The sequence below is a fragment of the Microbacterium halotolerans genome (assembly GCF_003569805.1).
In the GTDB taxonomy this organism is placed as follows: domain Bacteria; phylum Actinomycetota; class Actinomycetes; order Actinomycetales; family Microbacteriaceae; genus Microbacterium; species Microbacterium halotolerans.
The window spans coordinates 286,552-303,957 of record NZ_KZ984051.1; the positions used below are offsets into that span (position 1 = coordinate 286,552).

Sequence of the window (17,406 nt, forward strand, 5' to 3'; positions counted from 1 at the left end):
GGTGACGCGAGCGGAGACGTCACTTCACACTGCCCTGCGTGAGGCCGCCGATCAGCCAGCGCTGTGCGAAAAGCGCCAGCAGATAGACGGGGACCATGCCCGTCAGACTCGCCGCCGCCATCTGGCCGAACATCACCTCACGACCGCCCTGCATGAGCGCGATGCCGACCGGCAGGGTCTGCGCGTCGCCGCTCTGCGTGAGCAGCAGCGGGACGAGGAAGTCATTGTAGACCAGGATGAAGACGATGATGCCGACGGCGACCAGTCCTGGAACGATGAGCGGCATGAGAACGGACACCAGTGTTCTCACGGGGCCGCAGCCGTCGAGCTGCGCTGCTTCGTCGATCTCCTCCGGGATGGCCCGGAAGAAGCCGTCGAGGAGCCACACGGCGACCGGTGTCAGCATCAGCCCCTCGACAAGACCGAGACCGAGCGGCGAGTTCATCAGCCCGGCCGTTCGCACCAGAAGGAAGAGGGGAACGATCGCGACGACGGGCGGCGCGATGTACGCCGACACGATGAGCAGCAGCGTCTGACTTCCGCCGACGCCGAGCCGGGCGATCGCGTAGTTCGCGGGCACCGCGATGACGAGCGCGACCACGACGGCGACGGCGGCCACGAGCAGAGAGTTGCCGAGGTAGGTGAAGATCGGCCAGTTCGCCATCGCGGAGACCCAGTTCTCCACGGCCAGGCGGGCCGGGAGCATCCGCGTCGACAGTATGTCGTCCGGGGACTTGAACGATGTCGCGAGGAGGTACAGAATCGGCGCGACGGCGACCGCGACGGCGATGACGAGCACGGCCCACTTGATCGCGGCGGTCGAACGCGTCGAACCGCTCCGAGTACGCGCGGTCGACGGTCGCGATCCGGGAAGGACGACCGCGCGCGTCGCATCCGGACGATCGGCTGTTCCGATGACAGAGGTCACGATGCACCTTTCTCCGCATGCCGCCGCGCCGCGTTGAGCGGGACGATCACAATGGTCACGAGGACGAGGAACACGACGGTCTGCGCGGCGGCCGCCCCGATGTCGAATGTCTGGAACCCCGTCCGGTAGATCTCGTAGCTCGACACCGTGGTGTCGAATCCGGGACCGCCTCCGGTCATCAGGAACACGAGGTCGAAGACCTTGAATGAGAGCACCGCTTTCAGCAGCAGCGTCGTGAGCAGAGACGGCAGGATGAGCGGGAAGGTGATGCGGCGGAAGACCTGCAGCACACCGGCACCGTCCACCTGCGCGGCTTCGTAGACCTCCGATGGAAGGGTCTGCAGCGCGGCGAAGACCAGCAGCGCGCAGAACGGAGCCCACTGCCACGCGTCGACGACGATCACCGAGACCATCGCTGCCGGACTCGATCCGAGGAACAGGACGGGCTCGGCGTCCGGGGCGACGGCCTGGAGGATGTTGTTGAACAGACCGCCGGTGGGTGCCAGCATGAGACGCCAGATCACGCCCGCCATCACGGGAGGTGTCATCAGCGGCAGCAGGAGCAGGACTCTCAGAACGCGTCCCGATCTCACTGCCACGTCAAGACACAATGCGACGACGGCGCCGCCGACGAGTGCGAGCATCGCCGATGCGAGCGCGAACACCACGGATCGCGCGAGCGATGGCACGGTGACACCGTCGGCGAACATGGCGCCGTAGTTCGCACCACCGACCCATTCGGTGAACTGCCTGCCCAGATCCGACTCGGAGAACGACGCGGCCACGCTGAAGATCAGCGGATACAGCGCGATGACGCAGACGGCGGCAACGGCCGGGACGAGCATCGCCCGCCCCGTCCAGGCCGTCCGGCTCGTGCGTCGCCGGACGACCTGTCGGGTGATCGCAGTCATGAGCACTCCCGGAGTCGAGGCCTCAGCCTGCCAACGGCTGCCACGCGTCCCAGGTATCGGAGACGGCATCCTCAGCGCTGACGTTTCCCTGCAGCATCAGCGCGAGGTTGTCGCCGAGCACCTGGATCATCTCCGGCGCCGATGGGCTCGTCGGCCAGGACTGCGCGTTCGGCAGCACCTGTTCGTTCACGTCGGCCACTTCGGGAACGAGTTCCGCGTAGTCCTCGCTCTCGAGAGTCGACGTGCGCGTGGGGTCGATACCGGACCCGGTGGTGGTGATGAGCATCTCATTCGTCTCCGCCGACGAGGCGAATGCCACGAACTCCTTCGCGAGATCCTCGTCCGCGGCGTTCGGGCTGATCCCCATCGCCCATCCGGCGTTCAGCGCACCCGAGACTGAGCCCTCCGGCCCGACGGGCAGCGGGGCCACGCCCCACCCGTCGACGATCTGCGACTGCTCGGGATCCTGCGCGAACACGCCGAGATCGGTCCAGAACTCGATCATGCCGACCTTTCCCGACAGGAACTGCGGCAGTGCCTGTTCGAAACCGATCTCCAGCGGACTCGGCAGGGCGTACTCGGAGACGTCGAGCATCGCCTGCGCTGCCTGGACGGCGACATCGCCGTCCAGCTGCGGCAGCGCCGGGTCGATGGGGTTGCCCGCCATCGTCGCCATCCGATTGAAGAACGACGACCCGATGTTGAACGCGCTCTTCGATCCGAGCAGCGCCGTGCCGTACACGCCGTCGCCGCTCTCGTTCTCCGTGATGGTGCGAGCGACGTCGACGTACTCCTCCCAGGTGGCGGGGGGCTGGACATCGTTCCGCTCGAAGATCTCCTTGTTGTAGAACAGCACGTGCGTATCGCCGTCGATCGGGACACCGTACGTGCCGCCGTCGTACTGCGTGTACGGCTGGTAGACGGCGTCGATGAAGTCAGCCTGATCGATGTCCTCGCTCTCCGACACCCAGTCCGTGATGTCCGCCAGCGCTCCGGCTTCGGCGAGCGCGCCGACCGTCGGGTACCAGTACTGGATGACGTCATAGGCGCTCGTGCCGGACTGCACGTCGAGGGTGACCTTCGACTGGATCTGGTCGTACGGCACGACCTCGACCTCGACGTCGACGTCATGCGTCGCTTCGAACTCCTTCTCCAGGATCTTTCCCGCCCCTTCCTGGGGAGCCGCGATGAGCACGCTGAGGGTGCCCGCTCCTTCGCTCCCCGATGGAGTTCCGGAGCATCCCGCGGTGACGATGACGCCCGCAGCGATCACGGAGGCGGTGATCATGCGACGCGACGACCTGCTTCGTTGCGCAGCCATCATGTGTCCTTTCATTGTGCTCGGTGAGACCTGCGCCTGTCGGCGCTCTCACCCTTTCCGGTGATCGACGACGCGAGTCGGCTCGATGTCGATCGCATGCCCGCTTCCGCTCTCGATGACGACGCCGAGCTCCGGCCGGGCATCGAGGTAGTAGAACTCGATGCTGTCGGCGGTGCGTCCGCCCATCACCTTCGGTGCGCCGAGCTCCTCGACCAGTTCCTCGGCTTCGCTCGCATCGTGCTTCATGACGGCGATGTGCTGCACACCCTCGCCGTGCTCGTCGAGGAACTCCTGGTAGATCGATGCTCCTCCCGTCGGCTGGATCAGTTCGAATCCGAGATCGCCGACCATCGTCTCGGCCGCGATCATCGTGAACTCCGCATCTTCGCCGCGCAGGTGCGTGTGGTGAAGGAACGGCGCCTTGTATTCGAAGACCTTCCACGGGCCCCAACCCAGACGCTCGCTGTACTCCTTCATCGATCGCTCGAGGTCGCGTACGACGATGCAGATCTGGCTGATGGTGTGCTTCGATTCGGTGCTTTCGGTCATTTTCTCTCCTTGTCGAGTGGGGTGATGGCGTTCAGACCATGAGGGCTACAACGGCTTCTTCGCTGGCAGGGTGCTCTTTGGGTGAAGGGATCTCACCGGTGACCGCTCCGTCGTGCATGAGAAGGATCCGGTCGGACAGGCCGATCAGCTCGAGCAGGTCGTCGCTGACGAGCAGAACGGCTGCACCCTGATCGGTGAGATCTCGGAGGAGCCCGTAGATCTCTTCCTTCGCTCCTGCGTCGACGCCTCGGGTGGGGTTGTCCGCCAGGATCACCTCGGCTCCCTGCGACAGCCATTTGGCGAAGACGACTTTCTGCTGATTGCCGCCGGACAGAGTCCGCACACGCTGCTCCACGGACCGCATCCGCACACGAAGCCTCTCGGCCCATGCGCGCGCTTCGGCGATCTCCCGCTGACGATGACGAACCCCGAGACCAGGTCGGCGACCGAGGCTCACCTCGTTGACGTTCTCGGCGATCGACAGACCGAGGCTCGCCCCCTCCGCATGACGGTGCAGAGGGATGTAGCCCATTCGCGATCTCACACGCGAAGCGACGCTGCGACGCACCTCGGCACCGTCGACCGCAATCGAGCCCGTCGACTCAGCGGCGCCGAACAGGGCCGCTGCGAGTTGGTTCTTGCCCGATCCGAGCAGCCCGCCGACGCCGACGATCTCACCGGCGTGCACACGCAGGTCCGTCGGCTGCAGGCCTGCCGCGGCTACCCCGGAAGCAGCCAGCCGCACGGCGCCGGACGGGCCGGTCTGGCGCGACTTCTGGTACACGTCGTCCGCGCGCTCGCGCCCCACCATCAGCCTGTGCAGTTCGGCCTCAGACGTCTCGGGCGACACCTCGTCGACCAACGCGCCGTCTTTGAGCACGTACAGCCGATCGGAGTACTTCAGCAACTCGGGAAGCCGATGCGAGACGAACACGAATCCCGCGCCCGCCGCGCGGAGACGGACGAGCAGCTCGAAGAAGATCTCGAGTTCGGCGCCCGACAGCGCGGCCGTCGGCTCGTCCATGAGGATCACCGGATGCGACGTGCGGAAGATGCGCGACAACGAGACGGCGCGGGCGATCTCGAGGAGCTGTCGTTCGCCGAACGAGTAGTCGCCCACTGGTCGATCGACGTCGTACTCGAGCCCCAGTTCGGTCAGCAGCGAACGGGCATGCTCCCGTGCGCGTGAAGCGCGGAACACGCCTGCGGTGCTGAACCGGTCCTCGGCTCCCAGACACAGGTTCACTGCAACGGGGAGTCGCGCAACGAGGCTCTGCTCCTGGAAGACGCGGAAGATGCCTCGCACAGCGCCATCGACGAGCGTCTCGAGCTCGACGTCGTCGCCGTCGACCCGCAGGACGCCATCGGTGGGCTTGAGCACGCCGCACATGATGTCCATGAGGGTCGACTTCCCCGCGCCGTTCTCGCCGATGAGCCCGACGATCTCGCCCGCGGACACATCGATCGAGACGTCGTCGAGCACTCGCGTCGTATCGAACACCTTCCCGACGCCGGCCGTCGACAGACGAGGCTCTCGCGCTGCGTGCGCAGTGGTCTCCAAGCGAGGCATGACGCGTCCCTACTTCTGACCGAACGAGGACTCGCCGGCGCGCGTCAGCCCGATCGCGCTGCCCAGCGGATTCGACACCGCATGTTCGAGATGCGCCCCTGCGACCGACTCGATCGAACCGTCGGCGAGCTCCGATCCGAGATCATCCGGAAGCGCATACCCGTCCGGTGCGGGCTGGTCGATCCGGCCCCAGTACTCGTCCGGATCGATCGGCCGCAGCGGGAGCTGCGTGTCCCAGTCGTCACCGGAGACAGCGCGCGACATCGCCGCCCAGTCGAACGGAAGCGGGTCGGCGTCGTACACCACCGACTGGTACTCGTCCGCCGCGTCGCCGGTATCGATCGTCAGCGAGTCCTGGAACATCATCGACTCGGATGCGGAGTATTCGGCCCCCTCGAACGCGTCGTACAGGCGGACCACGTTGTAGCCTCCGAACCAGGCGCCGTGGATCGCAACCGTCGCAGCCGCATTTCCACCCGCGCTCATGTCATCGAGGAACTCCTCGATGGCGTCGATGCCGCCGACCTTGACCTCGGACATGCTCCGTTCGCGCAGCGCGTTGATGACGGCGATCGCCGAGTCGTCGTTGTGGCAGATGACGGCCTTCACATCCGGGTGCGCCGTCAGCAGGTCCTCGATCACGGGCTGTGTATCCACACGGCTCTCTCCGCCGCTCTCCCGCCCGACGAGTTCGACATCCGGGAACTCCGCGAGCGCACGGTCGACACCCAGCTGCCGTTCATCTGAGGTGGTGTTGCCCGGCGTTCCGGTGATGTGCAGGACTTCGCCTTCTCCGCCGATCTGATCGAGCACCGACGCAGCCATGTTGTACGAGTCCTGCACGTTGTCCGGCAGGAAGTAGCCGACGTAGTGATCGTCGTACTCCGCTTCGCGCGGAGTGGACCACGGCTGGTTCGAGAAGACGTTCGTGATGTAGACGCCCTGATCCGTCGCCGCTCGGATGAGCGTCGGCGACGATGCCTGGTCCTGAGCGAAGACCATCGCCATGTCGATGCCCTTCGAGCCGGCCTGCTGGATCTGGCTGAGCTGGGTGTCGATGGACTGGCCGTAGACCTGCACGTCCGAATTGATACCGAGCTCGTCAGCGGCGGCCTCTGCGCCCTTGATGACATCTGCCCAGTACGAGTTGTCGAGCGACGGCACCTGGATCATGACGGTCGGCGCATCGGGATCGGCCGCGGGTTCTGAGCCATCGGACGCGCAGCCGACGATCGAAGTCGTCAGAGCGGCGGCCGCAGCGAGTGCGACGGCGGTACGACGGAATGACTTGTTCATATGACACTTCCTTGTGTGCGAGTGAGGGAGGGGAAAGCGAACTCTGCCGCTCAGAGGCGACGGTCTATTTGACGCTCGAGAGCTCGCGACGGTTGAGAGTGACGGCGACGGCCGCGATGAGCACGGCGCCCTTGATCGTCTGCTGCAGGAACGGATCGACGCTGGCGAGGTTCATTCCGTTGCTGAGCACGGAGATGACGAGCACGCCGAGCACGGTGCGCGACGGACCGCCCACTCCGCCCATCAGGGATGTTCCGCCGAGCAGGATCGCCGCGAGCGCCTCCATCAGGAAGGGCTCGCCCATGCTGCCCGATGCCGAGTTCGTGCGGACCATGAGGAGCAGTCCGGCGAACGAGGCGAACACCCCGGAGAGCACGAAAGCGAGCAGCTTCACCCGTTGCACGTCTATGCCCGACAGCTTCGCGACCGTCTCGTTGTCGCCGACGGCGCGCGCCCGATACCCGAAGACGAGCAGTCGTTCGACGACCACGGCCACGACGAGCGCAAGTAGCGCCCACAGTGCGATCTTCGGCACCACGCCGAACAGCGTGCCTCCGAAGAGTGCGCCGAGCTCCGGCGAGCGCAGTGCCTGCGGCCGCCCGCCGGTCACGATGAGGGCGAGGCCGGCGAAGACGAACATCGTCCCGAGAGTGACGATGAAGCTCGGCACCTTCAGGTGCACGTGCACAACACCGTTGACGAGGCCGCACAACAGGCCGACGACGAATCCGAGAACGGCACCCCACGGCCCCAACGCGGTCGTCAGCATCGCGGCGCTCACGCCCGTGAGCGTCACGATCGACCCGATCGACAGATCGATGCTGCCGATGAGCACGACGTATGTTGCGCCGAGGGCGACGACGAGCAGCACGGCCATCTGCCTGACGAGGTTCTGGAAGTTCGCCGCGGTGAGGAACGTCGGCGTGGTGATCGCGAAGAACACGATCAGGACGAGGAGCGCGACGATCGGAGCGAGGAGCACCAGCTGCGACCGCAGCCTCCCGCCTCTCTCCGCCCGGCTGCGCTGCGTCGTGACACGCGCAGTCAGCGATGTTCCCGTCGTCCCGCTCATCAGTCGTCCTCCGGCTGCCACGGGCGCTCGACCTTGTCGCCGTCGACCCAGGGGGTCTTGACGAACACGGCTCGGAACAGCTGCCCCGCGACGTTCCGCAGGAAGTGCTCTTCGCCGGGTTCTGCGTGCAGCACCTCACCCGCGCGCAGCGTTGCGCGGCGGGTGCGGTCTATCCACACCTCTGCTTCTCCCTCGAGTGCGACGAACGACTCGGTGTGCCGCTCATGCAGGTGATTGTCGAATGCGTCGCCCGGTCTGAGCACCACCGTGCCGAACGCCGCGGCTTCGGCCTTCGACAGATACGCAGGGCCCCACTCGCCGAAGCGCAGTTCGGCGTCAGCGGGTCGCAGCACCTCCGCCGTCATGATGCATCTCCTGCGGCTTCGCGGAAGATCTCGTATGCTTCCTCCGGTTGCGCGTCGCTGTGCACAACGGCGCGCACTGCGGCCAGCATCGCCGACGGGCTGCTGCTCTGGAAGATGTTCCTCCCCATGTCGACTCCGGCGGCACCAGCGCGGACTGCGCGGCTCGCCATCGTCAGCGCCTCCAGCTCGGGAAGCTTCTTGCCCCCGGCCATGATGACGGGCACGGGACAGCCGGCCACGACGTCTTCGAAATCCTCCTCGCAGTAATAGGTCTTCACGATCTGCGCGCCCAGCTCCGCGATGATGCGTGTCGCGAGGCCCAGGTAGCGAGCGTCGCGAGTGAGCTCCTTGCCGACGGCCGTGACGCCGAGTACGGGGATGCCCGCGTCGTATCCGGAATCCACGAGAGAGGTGAGGTTCTTCACGCTGCGAGATTCGTGTTCTCCGCCGATGAACACCTGCACGGCGACTGCATCGGCGTCGACGCGGATCGCGTCGCGCATCGACATCGCAGGGTGCTCGTCGGATAGCTCCTTCAGGATCGACGGGCCGCCGGATGCGCGGAGCACGAGACCCGCCTGGGTTGCGGGCGGGATCGATGTGCGCAGCGCACCGCGCGTGCACATCAGCGCGTCCGCTTGTGCTTCGAGCGGCGCGATGTTGAGGTCGACGCGCTCGAGACCGCGGGTCGGACCCTGGAAGTATCCGTGGTCGAATGCGAGCATCACGGTGCGTCCGGTATCGGGACTCAGGATCCGAGAGAGCCGGTGCTGCATCCCCCAGTCGAGGTTCGATGCGCCGCGCACGGCGTGAGAGAACGTCGCGAGCGGGGTCTGTGGGGCGAACGTCTTCGCGTCGCGGTTTCCTTCGAGGTCAGCCATGAGACGGGTCTCCTTCCGTAGCTGTCAGCGTCCTGCGCCGACGATGGTTGTTGCGGAGCGGGTCGCTCCCGCCGCTCGGGCGGCGCCCGGCGGCACGAACAGGGGGTCGACGCCGGCCGAGGAGATCCCTCGGGATGCGTCGTAGGCGCGCCGCCATTTCGCGGAGGCACGGTTGTACTGGGCGATGTCGTACTCGCTCGCGGTGATCGTGCGCTGAGGCGTCGACATCGGTGCGAGATCGGCCCCGACGCCCCTGGCCGCGAGACGTGCGGCGCCGTACGACGTCGCTTCCGGCGCAGGCGTCACCCGCACGTCGAGTCCTGTGGTGCCTGCGATGATCTCAGGCCATAGTCGTCCGGCGCTCGATCCCCCGGTGAACGTGACCTCACCCGTTGCCGTTGCCGCGCCGGACGTGATCTCGGAGAGGATCCGCACGTGGTCGCGGGCGATGTACGCCGCAGCCTCTTCGATGGCTCGGATGAACGCGCCGCGACCGGTTGCGCCCTGATCGGTGATGTCGAACCCGGTGAACGTGGGGGCGGTGTGGTGCCAGGCATCCGCCTGCATCGTGTCGGCGAGAAGTGCGAGCACGCCGTTCGCACCAGGCGGGATCTCTGCGGCCCACTCCTCCATCACGGCGAACGCCGATGCCTCTCCGTCGCGCGCCGCGGCGACGGCGTCGCCGCAGAAGGCGTCCCTGAACCATCGCATGGCCAGCCCGCTGAGGAAGCCGATGCCCTCGATCATCCACTGCCCCGGTTCGACGTGGCACAGTGTGCGCAGACGACGTTCAGGGTCGACGAGCGGTCTGTCGATCACGCTCGTCGTCTGCCAGAAGGTGCCGCCGACGATCGTGGGGCGACCTCGCTGCGCCCCGATGCCGTGCAGGGCGAGCTGCGTGTCCGCACCGCCCGCGACGACGGGCGTTCCGACGGGGAGCCCGGTCGCCGCGGCCGCCGTCGGTGTGACCGAGCCGATGCGCTCCCCGCACTCGACGACGTCCGGCAGTATCGCCGAGTCGATGCCGACGCGGTCGGCGAGCGCGCCCGACCAGTCGCGCTCCGACAGGTCGAACAGTGCGGAGCTGGAGCCACAGGTCGGCTCCGTGGTGAACTCACCGGTCAGCCGCGTCGCGACCCAGTCGCTGAGCATGCCGAGATGCGCGGCGCGCGTGAGCAGCTCCGGCTCATGGCGTGCGATCCAGCGAATGCGCGCGGGCGCGGTGATCGAGACCCAGTCGCCGGCGATGCGGTATATGTCGTCCGCCGTTCCGTCGACGACCAGTTCGTCGGCTTCACGACGCGCTCGCCCGTCGGTGTTGGGGCAGGCCCAGAGCTCGACTCCCGCGCGGTCGTAGAGCACGAACCCCTCACGCATGCTTGATGCGGCGACGCTCGCGACGGAGTATGCGCCGGCGAGGGCATCTGCGACATCTCGTACGGCACCGGATACCGCGTGCCACCCCTCGTCCGTGTCGAACACGGTGCCGCCTGGATGCCCCTCGACGGCCGCGTGCGACCACTCGCGATGGGCGTGCGCGACGAGCCGTCCGTCCGCGTCGAAGGCCAGCGCTCGAGCGGATCCGGTGCCCGCATCGATCGCGAGGAAGACGGGAGTCGTCATCGTTCCCACCGCAGTTCGTCGCCGGCCAGGAAGGCGTCGACCTCGGAAGCGAGCATCTCCGCGCCGCGCTGGAGAGTCTCGTAGGTCGCCCCCGCGAGATGCGGCGTCAGCACGAGGTTCGACTGCGCAACGAGCTCCCGCCATGGGCCGTCGGGCTCGTTCACGTCCAGTGCTGCTCCACCGAGATGCCCCGAGGTCAGCGCCTCGAGAAGGTCCTGCTCGTCGACGAGGGACTCACGAGCGGTGTTGATGAACAGGCTCCCCTGCCGCATCGCGCCGAACTGCTCGGCGCCCACCATGCCGCGGTTGTCCTCCGTTGCGCGAGCGTGCACGCTGACGACCTCGGAACGGGCGAACAGATCGTTCAGCTCGGCCACGACCTCGATCTCCGGCACGGAGGCCGGGTCGACGAACGGGTCGTATGCGATCACCCGGGTGCCAAGCGCACGTGCCCGCTGTGACACGAGGCGTGCGACGTTGCCGTAGCCGACGAGGCCGAGAGTGGTCGTGCTCAGCTCCCGGCCGAACCAACGGGCGCCTTCGAAAGTCGACTCGGCGAGCTGCCGCCCTGTCCTGACGCGATCGTCGACCTCCCGGAGCGAGGCGGGCACGTTGCGCAGGAGCGAGACGAGAAACCCGATCGTGAGGTCCGCGACGGCATCGGCGTTCTTGCCCGGCGTCGTCGTCACTCGAACGCCGCGGGCCTTCGCTGCCGCGATGTCGACGTTCACCGGGCCGCCACGGGCGCATCCGACCAGACGCAGCTCCGCGGCGGCATCGAGCACATCGGCGGTGATGGGAGCCGCATGCAGAGCGACGACCTCGTAACCGGCGATGAGTCGTGCCACCTGCGCCGGATCGCCCTCGAACTCACGAATCGCCGATACGTCGGTCGACGCCGCCTGCGGGCCGACCGTCTCGACGTCGGCGTCGAGCCCGCGCGCGTCGAATGCGACGCGGAACGTCTCAGCGTTCATATAGCTGTCGCCGATGATGAGGATCCGGTTCTTCGTCACGATTTCTGCTCCTTCGAGGGGTTCGCTGGGTTCGCTGAGGTCGGCTGCACGCGCCGCGGCCGACCTCGAGCCGATGCGCGTGCCGAGGGATAGTGACCGGCCGCATCCGCACCGGACATGCCGGTGGAGTCGAACCCCGTGTCGACGCTCACGCGCAGACGGTCTGTGCGCACGGAGGCGCGGGAGAAGTCGATGGGCGCGCCGTCGCTGTCGTACGCCACTGCTTCGACGACGACGATCGGATGCCCGATCTCCACTTCCAGGAGCGGTGCAAGCGTGCGATCGGCGATCGCCGCCTCGATCGTCCTGTGCATGCGAGCGATGCGCACCCCGGCGACACGGGTCACCACGTTGTACAGACTCGCTCGAGGCTCCCGCAGGTCGGGAACGAGCCCCGCGAAACGACGCGGCATGTAGTTGACCACGTGCACCGCCGTACGGGCGCCGATGGCGCGAACGCGCTCGAGGACGAAGCCGTATCCGTCCGGTTCTCCCGCATCCCCGCGGCCGACGACGGCAGCCGCCCACGATGGCAGCGGTTCGATGCCGGAGCGAAGAATCGTCGAGGTGAGGGCGCTCTTGCCGTCCTCGCTGTACTCCCCGAGCAGGCTGGGGGCGGAAGGCAGCGTCCACGCAGAGGGGCCGGGCAGGTGCGCGACAAAGGCGCCCTTGCCCTGTCTGCGCGTCACGATCCCCGCGGTCGTCAGGTGGGAGAGCGCCTCTCGCACAGTGGTTCGCGACACGTCGTAGTGCGCGCACAACGCGTGCTCGCTCGGCAGCTTATCGCCCTCATGCCATACGCCTTCGGCGATCGACCGCTCGATCGCACGCATGATCTGAAACCAGATCGGTGCGCCGGATGCACGGTCGAGCTCGGGAATCGGCAATGTCACAGCTTCGTCTCTCCATCGATACGAAACCGCCTGAGAATCTACGGACAGCGACTGTGCTGTCGGCGGCTTGTACCTATCGTGGCGGGCAACTTGTACCTGCAGTAGAGACAAGTGAGCAGAAATCCCTCGAATCTCAGATTCTCGGAGAAACCACTGATGAACTGGACATTTATGCGTTCGAGGGGCATTGACGCACCGTCATGGCCTCACAGGATTGTGCGCATCGACTGATGAACCAGACAAGTGAGGAATCCGGCGCCGTAGGTTGCGACGGCATCCAGATCGCAGAGAGCCCCAGACGACGCAGCCCGCAGACAGCAGCAAGGACGCATGCGTCGGCGAATGCGCTTCTCTCGACCGCCTGCACGACACGTTCCGGAGCGAGCGGTCCACGCGCGACACGAAGCGCCGGATAGGGTAAGCGCAATATGTCGACGATGCAGGATGTGGCCTCGCACGCGGGGGTGAGCGCGAAGACGGTGTCGCGCGTGTTCAACGCCGACCCGCACGTGCGGCCGGAGACCCGCGACCGCGTCGAGCGCGCCATGCGTGAGACCGGCTACGTGCCGAACGTGCTCGCGCGCACATTCCGGCACGGGCGGTCGCAGTCGGTCGGCGTGGCGATTCCGGATGTCGGCGACCCGTTCTTCGCCGCGATCGTGCGGGCGGTCGAGACCGTGTGCGCGCCGGCCGGCGTCACCACGCTGGTCGCCAGCATCGGCGACGATCCGGAGCGGGAGCGCGATGTGATCGAGGCTCTGCTGAAGGCGCAGCTGATGGGGCTGATCCTCGCGCCGGTCGCGCAGGACCAGTCGTGGCTTGAGCCGTGGCTGGAGCACACGCCGATCGAGTTCGTCGACCGCCCGGCGCAGGGCGTCGAGGCGGAGGAGCTGCGCGAGGACGACCTCGACGGTGCGCGACGGGCCGTCGAGCACCTGGTCTCACGCGGCCACCGGCGCATCGCGTTCCTGGCAGACAGTGTGCATCCGCCGAGCACCCAGCGCCGCCGAGACGGGTGGCGGCTCGGCCTGCGCGATGCGGGGATCGAGCCGACGGATGTCGCAGCGCACGCGACCGACGACTCCGATCATCCGCGGCACGAACTCGTCTCGATCGAGGCGACCGATCCCGAATCGGCCGCGGCGGCGATCGCGCGGATGCGGGCACTGCCCGATCCGCCGACCGCGGCGGTCACGGCGAACGCCCGCGTCACGATGAGGGCCTTCGAGTCGCTGAAGCACGGAGGGTGGGCATTCGTCGGCATCGGCGACTTCCCGATGGCGCACGCGCTGACCCCCGCGGTCACCGTGATGGCGCAGGACCCCGCCGAGCTCGGTCGCCGCGCCGCAGAGCGGGCGCTCGAGCGCTTCGAGTCCCCCGCCGAACCGGCCCGCGAACATCCGCTCATCCCGATGCACCTGACCGTGCGGGACAGCACACCCGCGCCGCGCAGGGCGTACCCGTTGTGACCGGTTATGCCCCTTGCGTCCGGTTCTGAGGCATACGCTCGATCACAACAGGTACGTTCGCGATTCGCCTACCCCGCCGGGTCGGCCAGCCGGATGTCGCCGTCGGGGTCTGCGATGACGGTGGCCTGCGGTGCCGAGGCCGGGTCGCGCAGCAGGGTTCCCGACTGAGACACGGAGAGCGCCCCGAAGCTGGCGGCGCCCGCGATAGCGGCCGCCACATCGATGCCTGCGCGCGGCGCATCCGGCTCATCCGGCTCGCGAGATGCGCACTTTTTCGACAGATCGGCGTCAATATCGGCGCATCTCGACGAAAGGTGCGCATCTCGCGAGCCTGGCGCGGCGGCGAGAGCGTGTACGAGGAAGCCGGCGAGCGAGGCATCGCCCGCGCCGGTGGAGTTGATGATCGCGGCGGGGGCGGCGCGGGCCCACCACGAGCCGTCGCGTGTGACGGCGAGTGCGCCGTCCTCGCCCATCGAGACGTACACGGTCTCGCAGCCGCGCTCGACCAACCGGAGCGCGGCGCTGCGCACCTCGCCGAGCGTGCGCAGCGGAAGACTCGTCGCCGCGGCGAGCTCGTGCGTGTTCGGCTTCACCAGCGCGACCCGTGCGAGAGAGCGCGCGAACACGCCCTCGAGCGCGCCACCGCTGGTATCGACCGCGATTCGCGCATCGGTCTCCGCAGAGAGCGCATCGATCAGACGGCACAGGTCGACAGAGCCGCCGCCCGGCGCGCCTTCTCCCTCCGCGGCGAGCGGGGGCACCGAGCCTGCCAGCACGATCCAGTCCGCGCCGATCGCCCGCACCCGGCTGACGGTCTCGGCGAGCACCGCCTCCACCTCGCCGTGCGTCAGCGGGCTCGTCGGAGCGTTCAGCTTCGTCGTCACGCCGTCGGCGGTGACCATCGTCACGTTCACGCGCGTGCGCTCACGGGCCGCGACCGGCCGCAGCCATTCCGCTTCCGCTTCACGCGCATCCGCCTCTGCCATCGGCAGCACGGCGACGGTGCGCGTGCCAGACAGCGCCACAGCGTGCGAGACGTTGACGCCCTTGCCGCTGAGTTCCCGGGTCCACGCGCTGGCGCGGTTCACGGCCCCGGGAACCACGGCGTCCGCCCGATACGTCAGGTCGATCGCCGGGGCGAGCGTCACGGTCACGATTCCGCTCATCCGGATGCCCTCTCCGCACGCTGCGCCGACGGATCATTTCGTCGAGTCGCGCAGGACGCGTCGCCTGGACCGCTCATGCCGCAGCCCCCGCCGCCTCCGGCACCACGACCCGGATATCGGCTTCGGCCGCCCGCGCTGCGAGATCGCGGGGAAGCTGCGCGACCGAGACGATGTCGTCGAAATCGGCCAGTCCCGCGGCGACTGCCAGACCCGGTTCACTGCCGCGGCCCGTCACCACGAGCACTCGCCGCTCCGCGATCTCGAGCGCCTGCTCCACCTGCTCCGCCTGCTGCGGCGTCTGCGCCAGCACCGCTCCGTCCTGGCCCATGGCACCGACCTCGATCACGGCGGTCCCGATCCGCAGCTCGGCGAGCAGTTCGTTCGTCCACGGACCGAACTGCGCGTCCCCCGAGCGCACGTCGCCGCGCACCCTCCCCCCGAGGTTGTAGACGACCGTCGCCGGCTTGATGGCGGCGAGCAGTGCGATCTCGATCGACGAGGTGATGAGCGTGCGGTCGGCGGCGTCGGGCAGCGCCTCCGCAACGGCGTGCGAGACCGGCCCCGAGGCGAGGTAGACGCTTCCTGATGCCGGCAGCAGCCCGAGCACGGCACCGACGACTCCGTCGTCATCGACCGCCGGTCTGATCTGTCCCGGCTCGACCGCCGCCGTCGGCACGATCGCGCCGCCGTGCACGCGCACAGCGTCGCCGCTGTGCTCGAGGGCGACCAGATCGCGCCGGATCGTCTCCTCCGAGACGTCGAAGCGCGCGGCCAGGTCCGACACGTGCACGCGCTGCTGCCGCGCCAGCTGGGCGAGGATGCCCTCGTGCCTCATCGCCGTTCCGCCCTGCTTCGCCGACATCAGGCGTTCTCGTTCCACCACGGAGCGAGGCTATCGTTCAGAGCGTCGAAGCGCGCGACGATACGCTGCCAGTGCCCGGCGAGTTCGACGCGGGGCACGACGGGATCTGCGAGTTCGACGAGTTCCTGCGCTTCGTCGATCGACGCGAAGTGCCCGACGCCGAGCGCCGCGACGGCGGCAGCTCCGAAAGCGCCCACCTCGTCTCCGCGCACGACGCTGACCGGCTGTCCCATCGCATCCGCCACCATCTGCACGTACAGCGGCGAGCGCGAGATGCCGCCGCCGAGCCGGATGGGTCCGCTCCAGTCGTAGCTCGTCGCCAGCGCGCGGGTGTGCCACACGTGCATGCAGACGATGCCCTCGAGCACGCCGCGGAACACGTGCCCGCGACCGTGCCCCGCGCCGATTCCTGCGAACGCCGCCGTCGGCGCATCACCCAGCGGTGATCCGAGCAGATACGGGAGCATCGCGGGGGTGTCGGCGTCGGGCTCGAGCGCCGCCGCCTCGGCGAACAGCGCATCGCGGGCGTCGTCCGCCTCGCCTCCGAATACCCGCACCGCCCATTCGAGAGCGGGCGACGCGGTCGGCGACGTCGACATCGCCACCCGCAGATCGGGCCGGATGGAGACGCGGCACTGCCAGCGGGGATCGACCTCATCGCCCGTCGTCGTCACACCGTTGGTGCTGAACGATCCGGCGATGAGCGAGAGCCGACCGGGCACGAGCGCCGCGGATCCGATCGCCGACGCCTGCACGTCGTGCAGCCCGACGACGACGGGAGTCCCCTCCGCCAGCCCGGTCGCTGCGACGGCATCCGCGGTGACGGCTCCCGCGATGTCGGCGGAGCGGCGCAGCGGCGGCAGCAGTCGCTCGGCCCACCCGAGGTCGTACGCCTCCAGCACCTCCCGGCTCCATTCACCGCGACGCATGTCGAGGAACGACGCCGTCGCGTCGGAGAGATCGGTCTCCGGCCGCCCTCCGATCAGGCGCAGCCGCAGCACGTCCTTGCACCAGATCAGATGCGCGGCGCGCTCCGTGGCATCCGGATCATTCTCCCGCATCCAGGCGAGCAGCGGTCCGGCACCGCCGAGCGGCGCCTGCTGCCCCGACACCTCGAGGATCGTCTTCGCTCTGTCGGCGACGCCGGTGATCCGCTGCCACTCGCGGAACGCGCGCCCGTCCATCGCCGTGATCGCGGGCGAGACGGGCCCGCCGTCATCGTCGACGAGGTGCAGCCCGTCTCCGTGGCCGCTGATGCCGATCGCGGCGATCCGGCTCGCATCCACCTGCGAGACGGCGTCGGCGATCGCTCCGGCCGCACTCGCCCAGAGCTCATCCTGCGTGCGCTCGGCGAACCGCGGCCGCGGGTGGTGCACGGGGCTCGATCGTCGCCCGGTCGCGACGGGGTGAAGGCGGTCGTCGTGTACGACCGCCTTCACCGTCGTCTGGCCTGCGTCGATGCCGAGGAAGAGAGGACCAGTCAT

General features: G+C 68.1%; 16 protein-coding genes. 1 reads left to right on the forward strand and 15 read right to left on the reverse strand.

Going from position 1 to position 17,406, the window contains the following annotated elements:
- Positions 1-19 precede the first annotated feature (19 nt).
- The 12 genes from DZG09_RS01260 to DZG09_RS01315 all read right to left on the reverse strand — a co-directional run bounded on the left by DZG09_RS01260 (position 20) and on the right by DZG09_RS01315 (position 12,425).
- Entirely contained in the window at positions 20-928 is a 909-nt protein-coding gene (locus DZG09_RS01260; protein ID WP_119695928.1) for a carbohydrate ABC transporter permease, read from the reverse strand.
- Positions 925-1,839: a carbohydrate ABC transporter permease gene (locus DZG09_RS01265; protein ID WP_162893089.1), complete on the reverse strand. Its 915-nt coding sequence runs from the start codon at positions 1,837-1,839 to the stop codon at positions 925-927. Before DZG09_RS01265 ends, DZG09_RS01260 begins: the two co-directional genes overlap by 4 nt.
- A gap of 22 nt (positions 1,840-1,861) precedes the next feature.
- Positions 1,862-3,127, reverse strand: a complete 1,266-nt coding sequence (locus tag DZG09_RS01270; RefSeq protein ID WP_162893090.1) for an ABC transporter substrate-binding protein — start codon at positions 3,125-3,127, stop codon at positions 1,862-1,864.
- A gap of 81 nt (positions 3,128-3,208) precedes the next feature.
- Positions 3,209-3,709, reverse strand: coding sequence for a VOC family protein (locus DZG09_RS01275; RefSeq protein WP_119695931.1), 501 nt, complete (start codon positions 3,707-3,709; stop codon positions 3,209-3,211).
- 31 nt (positions 3,710-3,740) lie between these two features.
- On the reverse strand, positions 3,741-5,279 hold the full coding sequence (locus DZG09_RS01280) for a sugar ABC transporter ATP-binding protein (protein ID WP_119695932.1): 1,539 nt from the start codon (positions 5,277-5,279) through the stop codon (positions 3,741-3,743).
- 9 nt (positions 5,280-5,288) lie between these two features.
- A complete protein-coding gene (locus DZG09_RS01285; RefSeq protein ID WP_119695933.1) occupies positions 5,289-6,575 on the reverse strand; it encodes a sugar ABC transporter substrate-binding protein in 1,287 nt (428 codons plus the stop codon).
- A gap of 64 nt (positions 6,576-6,639) precedes the next feature.
- Positions 6,640-7,647 carry an ABC transporter permease gene (locus DZG09_RS01290; protein ID WP_119695934.1) on the reverse strand — a complete coding sequence of 336 codons (1,008 nt, stop codon included), beginning with the start codon at positions 7,645-7,647 and terminating at the stop codon, positions 6,640-6,642.
- Positions 7,647-8,012: a cupin domain-containing protein gene (locus tag DZG09_RS01295; RefSeq protein WP_119695935.1), complete on the reverse strand. Its 366-nt coding sequence runs from the start codon at positions 8,010-8,012 to the stop codon at positions 7,647-7,649. The genes DZG09_RS01290 and DZG09_RS01295 overlap by 1 nt, the downstream gene beginning before the upstream one ends.
- Positions 8,009-8,893, reverse strand: coding sequence for a 3-hydroxy-5-phosphonooxypentane-2,4-dione thiolase (gene lsrF / locus DZG09_RS01300; RefSeq protein ID WP_119695936.1), 885 nt, complete (start codon positions 8,891-8,893; stop codon positions 8,009-8,011). The genes DZG09_RS01295 and lsrF overlap by 4 nt, the downstream gene beginning before the upstream one ends.
- Positions 8,894-8,917: 24 nt before the next feature.
- Positions 8,918-10,516 carry an FGGY family carbohydrate kinase gene (locus DZG09_RS01305; RefSeq protein WP_162893091.1) on the reverse strand — a complete coding sequence of 533 codons (1,599 nt, stop codon included), beginning with the start codon at positions 10,514-10,516 and terminating at the stop codon, positions 8,918-8,920.
- Positions 10,513-11,532: an NAD(P)-dependent oxidoreductase gene (locus DZG09_RS01310; RefSeq protein ID WP_119695938.1), complete on the reverse strand. Its 1,020-nt coding sequence runs from the start codon at positions 11,530-11,532 to the stop codon at positions 10,513-10,515. The genes DZG09_RS01305 and DZG09_RS01310 overlap by 4 nt, the downstream gene beginning before the upstream one ends.
- Positions 11,529-12,425, reverse strand: coding sequence for a GntR family transcriptional regulator (locus DZG09_RS01315; RefSeq protein ID WP_162893092.1), 897 nt, complete (start codon positions 12,423-12,425; stop codon positions 11,529-11,531). The genes DZG09_RS01310 and DZG09_RS01315 overlap by 4 nt, the downstream gene beginning before the upstream one ends.
- 428 nt (positions 12,426-12,853) lie before the next feature.
- Between DZG09_RS01315 and DZG09_RS01320 the strand changes: the two genes are divergently transcribed.
- Positions 12,854-13,894: a LacI family DNA-binding transcriptional regulator gene (locus tag DZG09_RS01320; protein ID WP_119695940.1), complete on the forward strand. Its 1,041-nt coding sequence runs from the start codon at positions 12,854-12,856 to the stop codon at positions 13,892-13,894.
- A gap of 68 nt (positions 13,895-13,962) precedes the next feature.
- On the opposite strand, the gene DZG09_RS01325 is transcribed toward DZG09_RS01320, so the two are convergent.
- The 3 genes from DZG09_RS01325 to DZG09_RS01335 all read right to left on the reverse strand — a co-directional run bounded on the left by DZG09_RS01325 (position 13,963) and on the right by DZG09_RS01335 (position 17,406).
- Positions 13,963-15,060 (reverse strand): 1-phosphofructokinase family hexose kinase, encoded by a 1,098-nt coding sequence (locus tag DZG09_RS01325; protein WP_119695941.1) that lies wholly within the window; start codon positions 15,058-15,060, stop codon positions 13,963-13,965.
- 73 nt (positions 15,061-15,133) lie between these two features.
- Positions 15,134-15,943: a DeoR/GlpR family DNA-binding transcription regulator gene (locus DZG09_RS01330; RefSeq protein WP_162893093.1), complete on the reverse strand. Its 810-nt coding sequence runs from the start codon at positions 15,941-15,943 to the stop codon at positions 15,134-15,136.
- Positions 15,922-17,406 (reverse strand): FGGY-family carbohydrate kinase, encoded by a 1,485-nt coding sequence (locus DZG09_RS01335; protein ID WP_119695943.1) that lies wholly within the window; start codon positions 17,404-17,406, stop codon positions 15,922-15,924. Before DZG09_RS01335 ends, DZG09_RS01330 begins: the two co-directional genes overlap by 22 nt.

Excerpts from the sequence above, each read along its gene's own strand:
- DZG09_RS01265 (WP_162893089.1), bottom strand. The coding sequence starts at position 1,839 with ATGACTGCGATCACCCGACAGGTCGTCCGGCGACGCACGAGCCGGACG.
- DZG09_RS01270 (WP_162893090.1), bottom strand. The coding sequence starts at position 3,127 with ATGATCACCGCCTCCGTGATCGCTGCGGGCGTCATCGTCACCGCGGGA.
- DZG09_RS01275 (WP_119695931.1), bottom strand. The coding sequence starts at position 3,709 with ATGACCGAAAGCACCGAATCGAAGCACACCATCAGCCAGATCTGCATC.
- DZG09_RS01280 (WP_119695932.1), bottom strand. The coding sequence starts at position 5,279 with ATGCCTCGCTTGGAGACCACTGCGCACGCAGCGCGAGAGCCTCGTCTG.
- DZG09_RS01285 (WP_119695933.1), bottom strand. The coding sequence starts at position 6,575 with ATGAACAAGTCATTCCGTCGTACCGCCGTCGCACTCGCTGCGGCCGCC.
- DZG09_RS01290 (WP_119695934.1), bottom strand. The coding sequence starts at position 7,647 with ATGAGCGGGACGACGGGAACATCGCTGACTGCGCGTGTCACGACGCAG.
- DZG09_RS01295 (WP_119695935.1), bottom strand. The coding sequence starts at position 8,012 with ATGACGGCGGAGGTGCTGCGACCCGCTGACGCCGAACTGCGCTTCGGC.
- lsrF (WP_119695936.1), bottom strand. The coding sequence starts at position 8,893 with ATGGCTGACCTCGAAGGAAACCGCGACGCGAAGACGTTCGCCCCACAG.
- DZG09_RS01305 (WP_162893091.1), bottom strand. The coding sequence starts at position 10,516 with ATGACGACTCCCGTCTTCCTCGCGATCGATGCGGGCACCGGATCCGCT.
- DZG09_RS01320 (WP_119695940.1), top strand. The coding sequence starts at position 12,854 with ATGTCGACGATGCAGGATGTGGCCTCGCACGCGGGGGTGAGCGCGAAG.
- DZG09_RS01325 (WP_119695941.1), bottom strand. The coding sequence starts at position 15,060 with ATGAGCGGAATCGTGACCGTGACGCTCGCCCCGGCGATCGACCTGACG.
- DZG09_RS01335 (WP_119695943.1), bottom strand. The coding sequence starts at position 17,406 with ATGACTGGTCCTCTCTTCCTCGGCATCGACGCAGGCCAGACGACGGTG.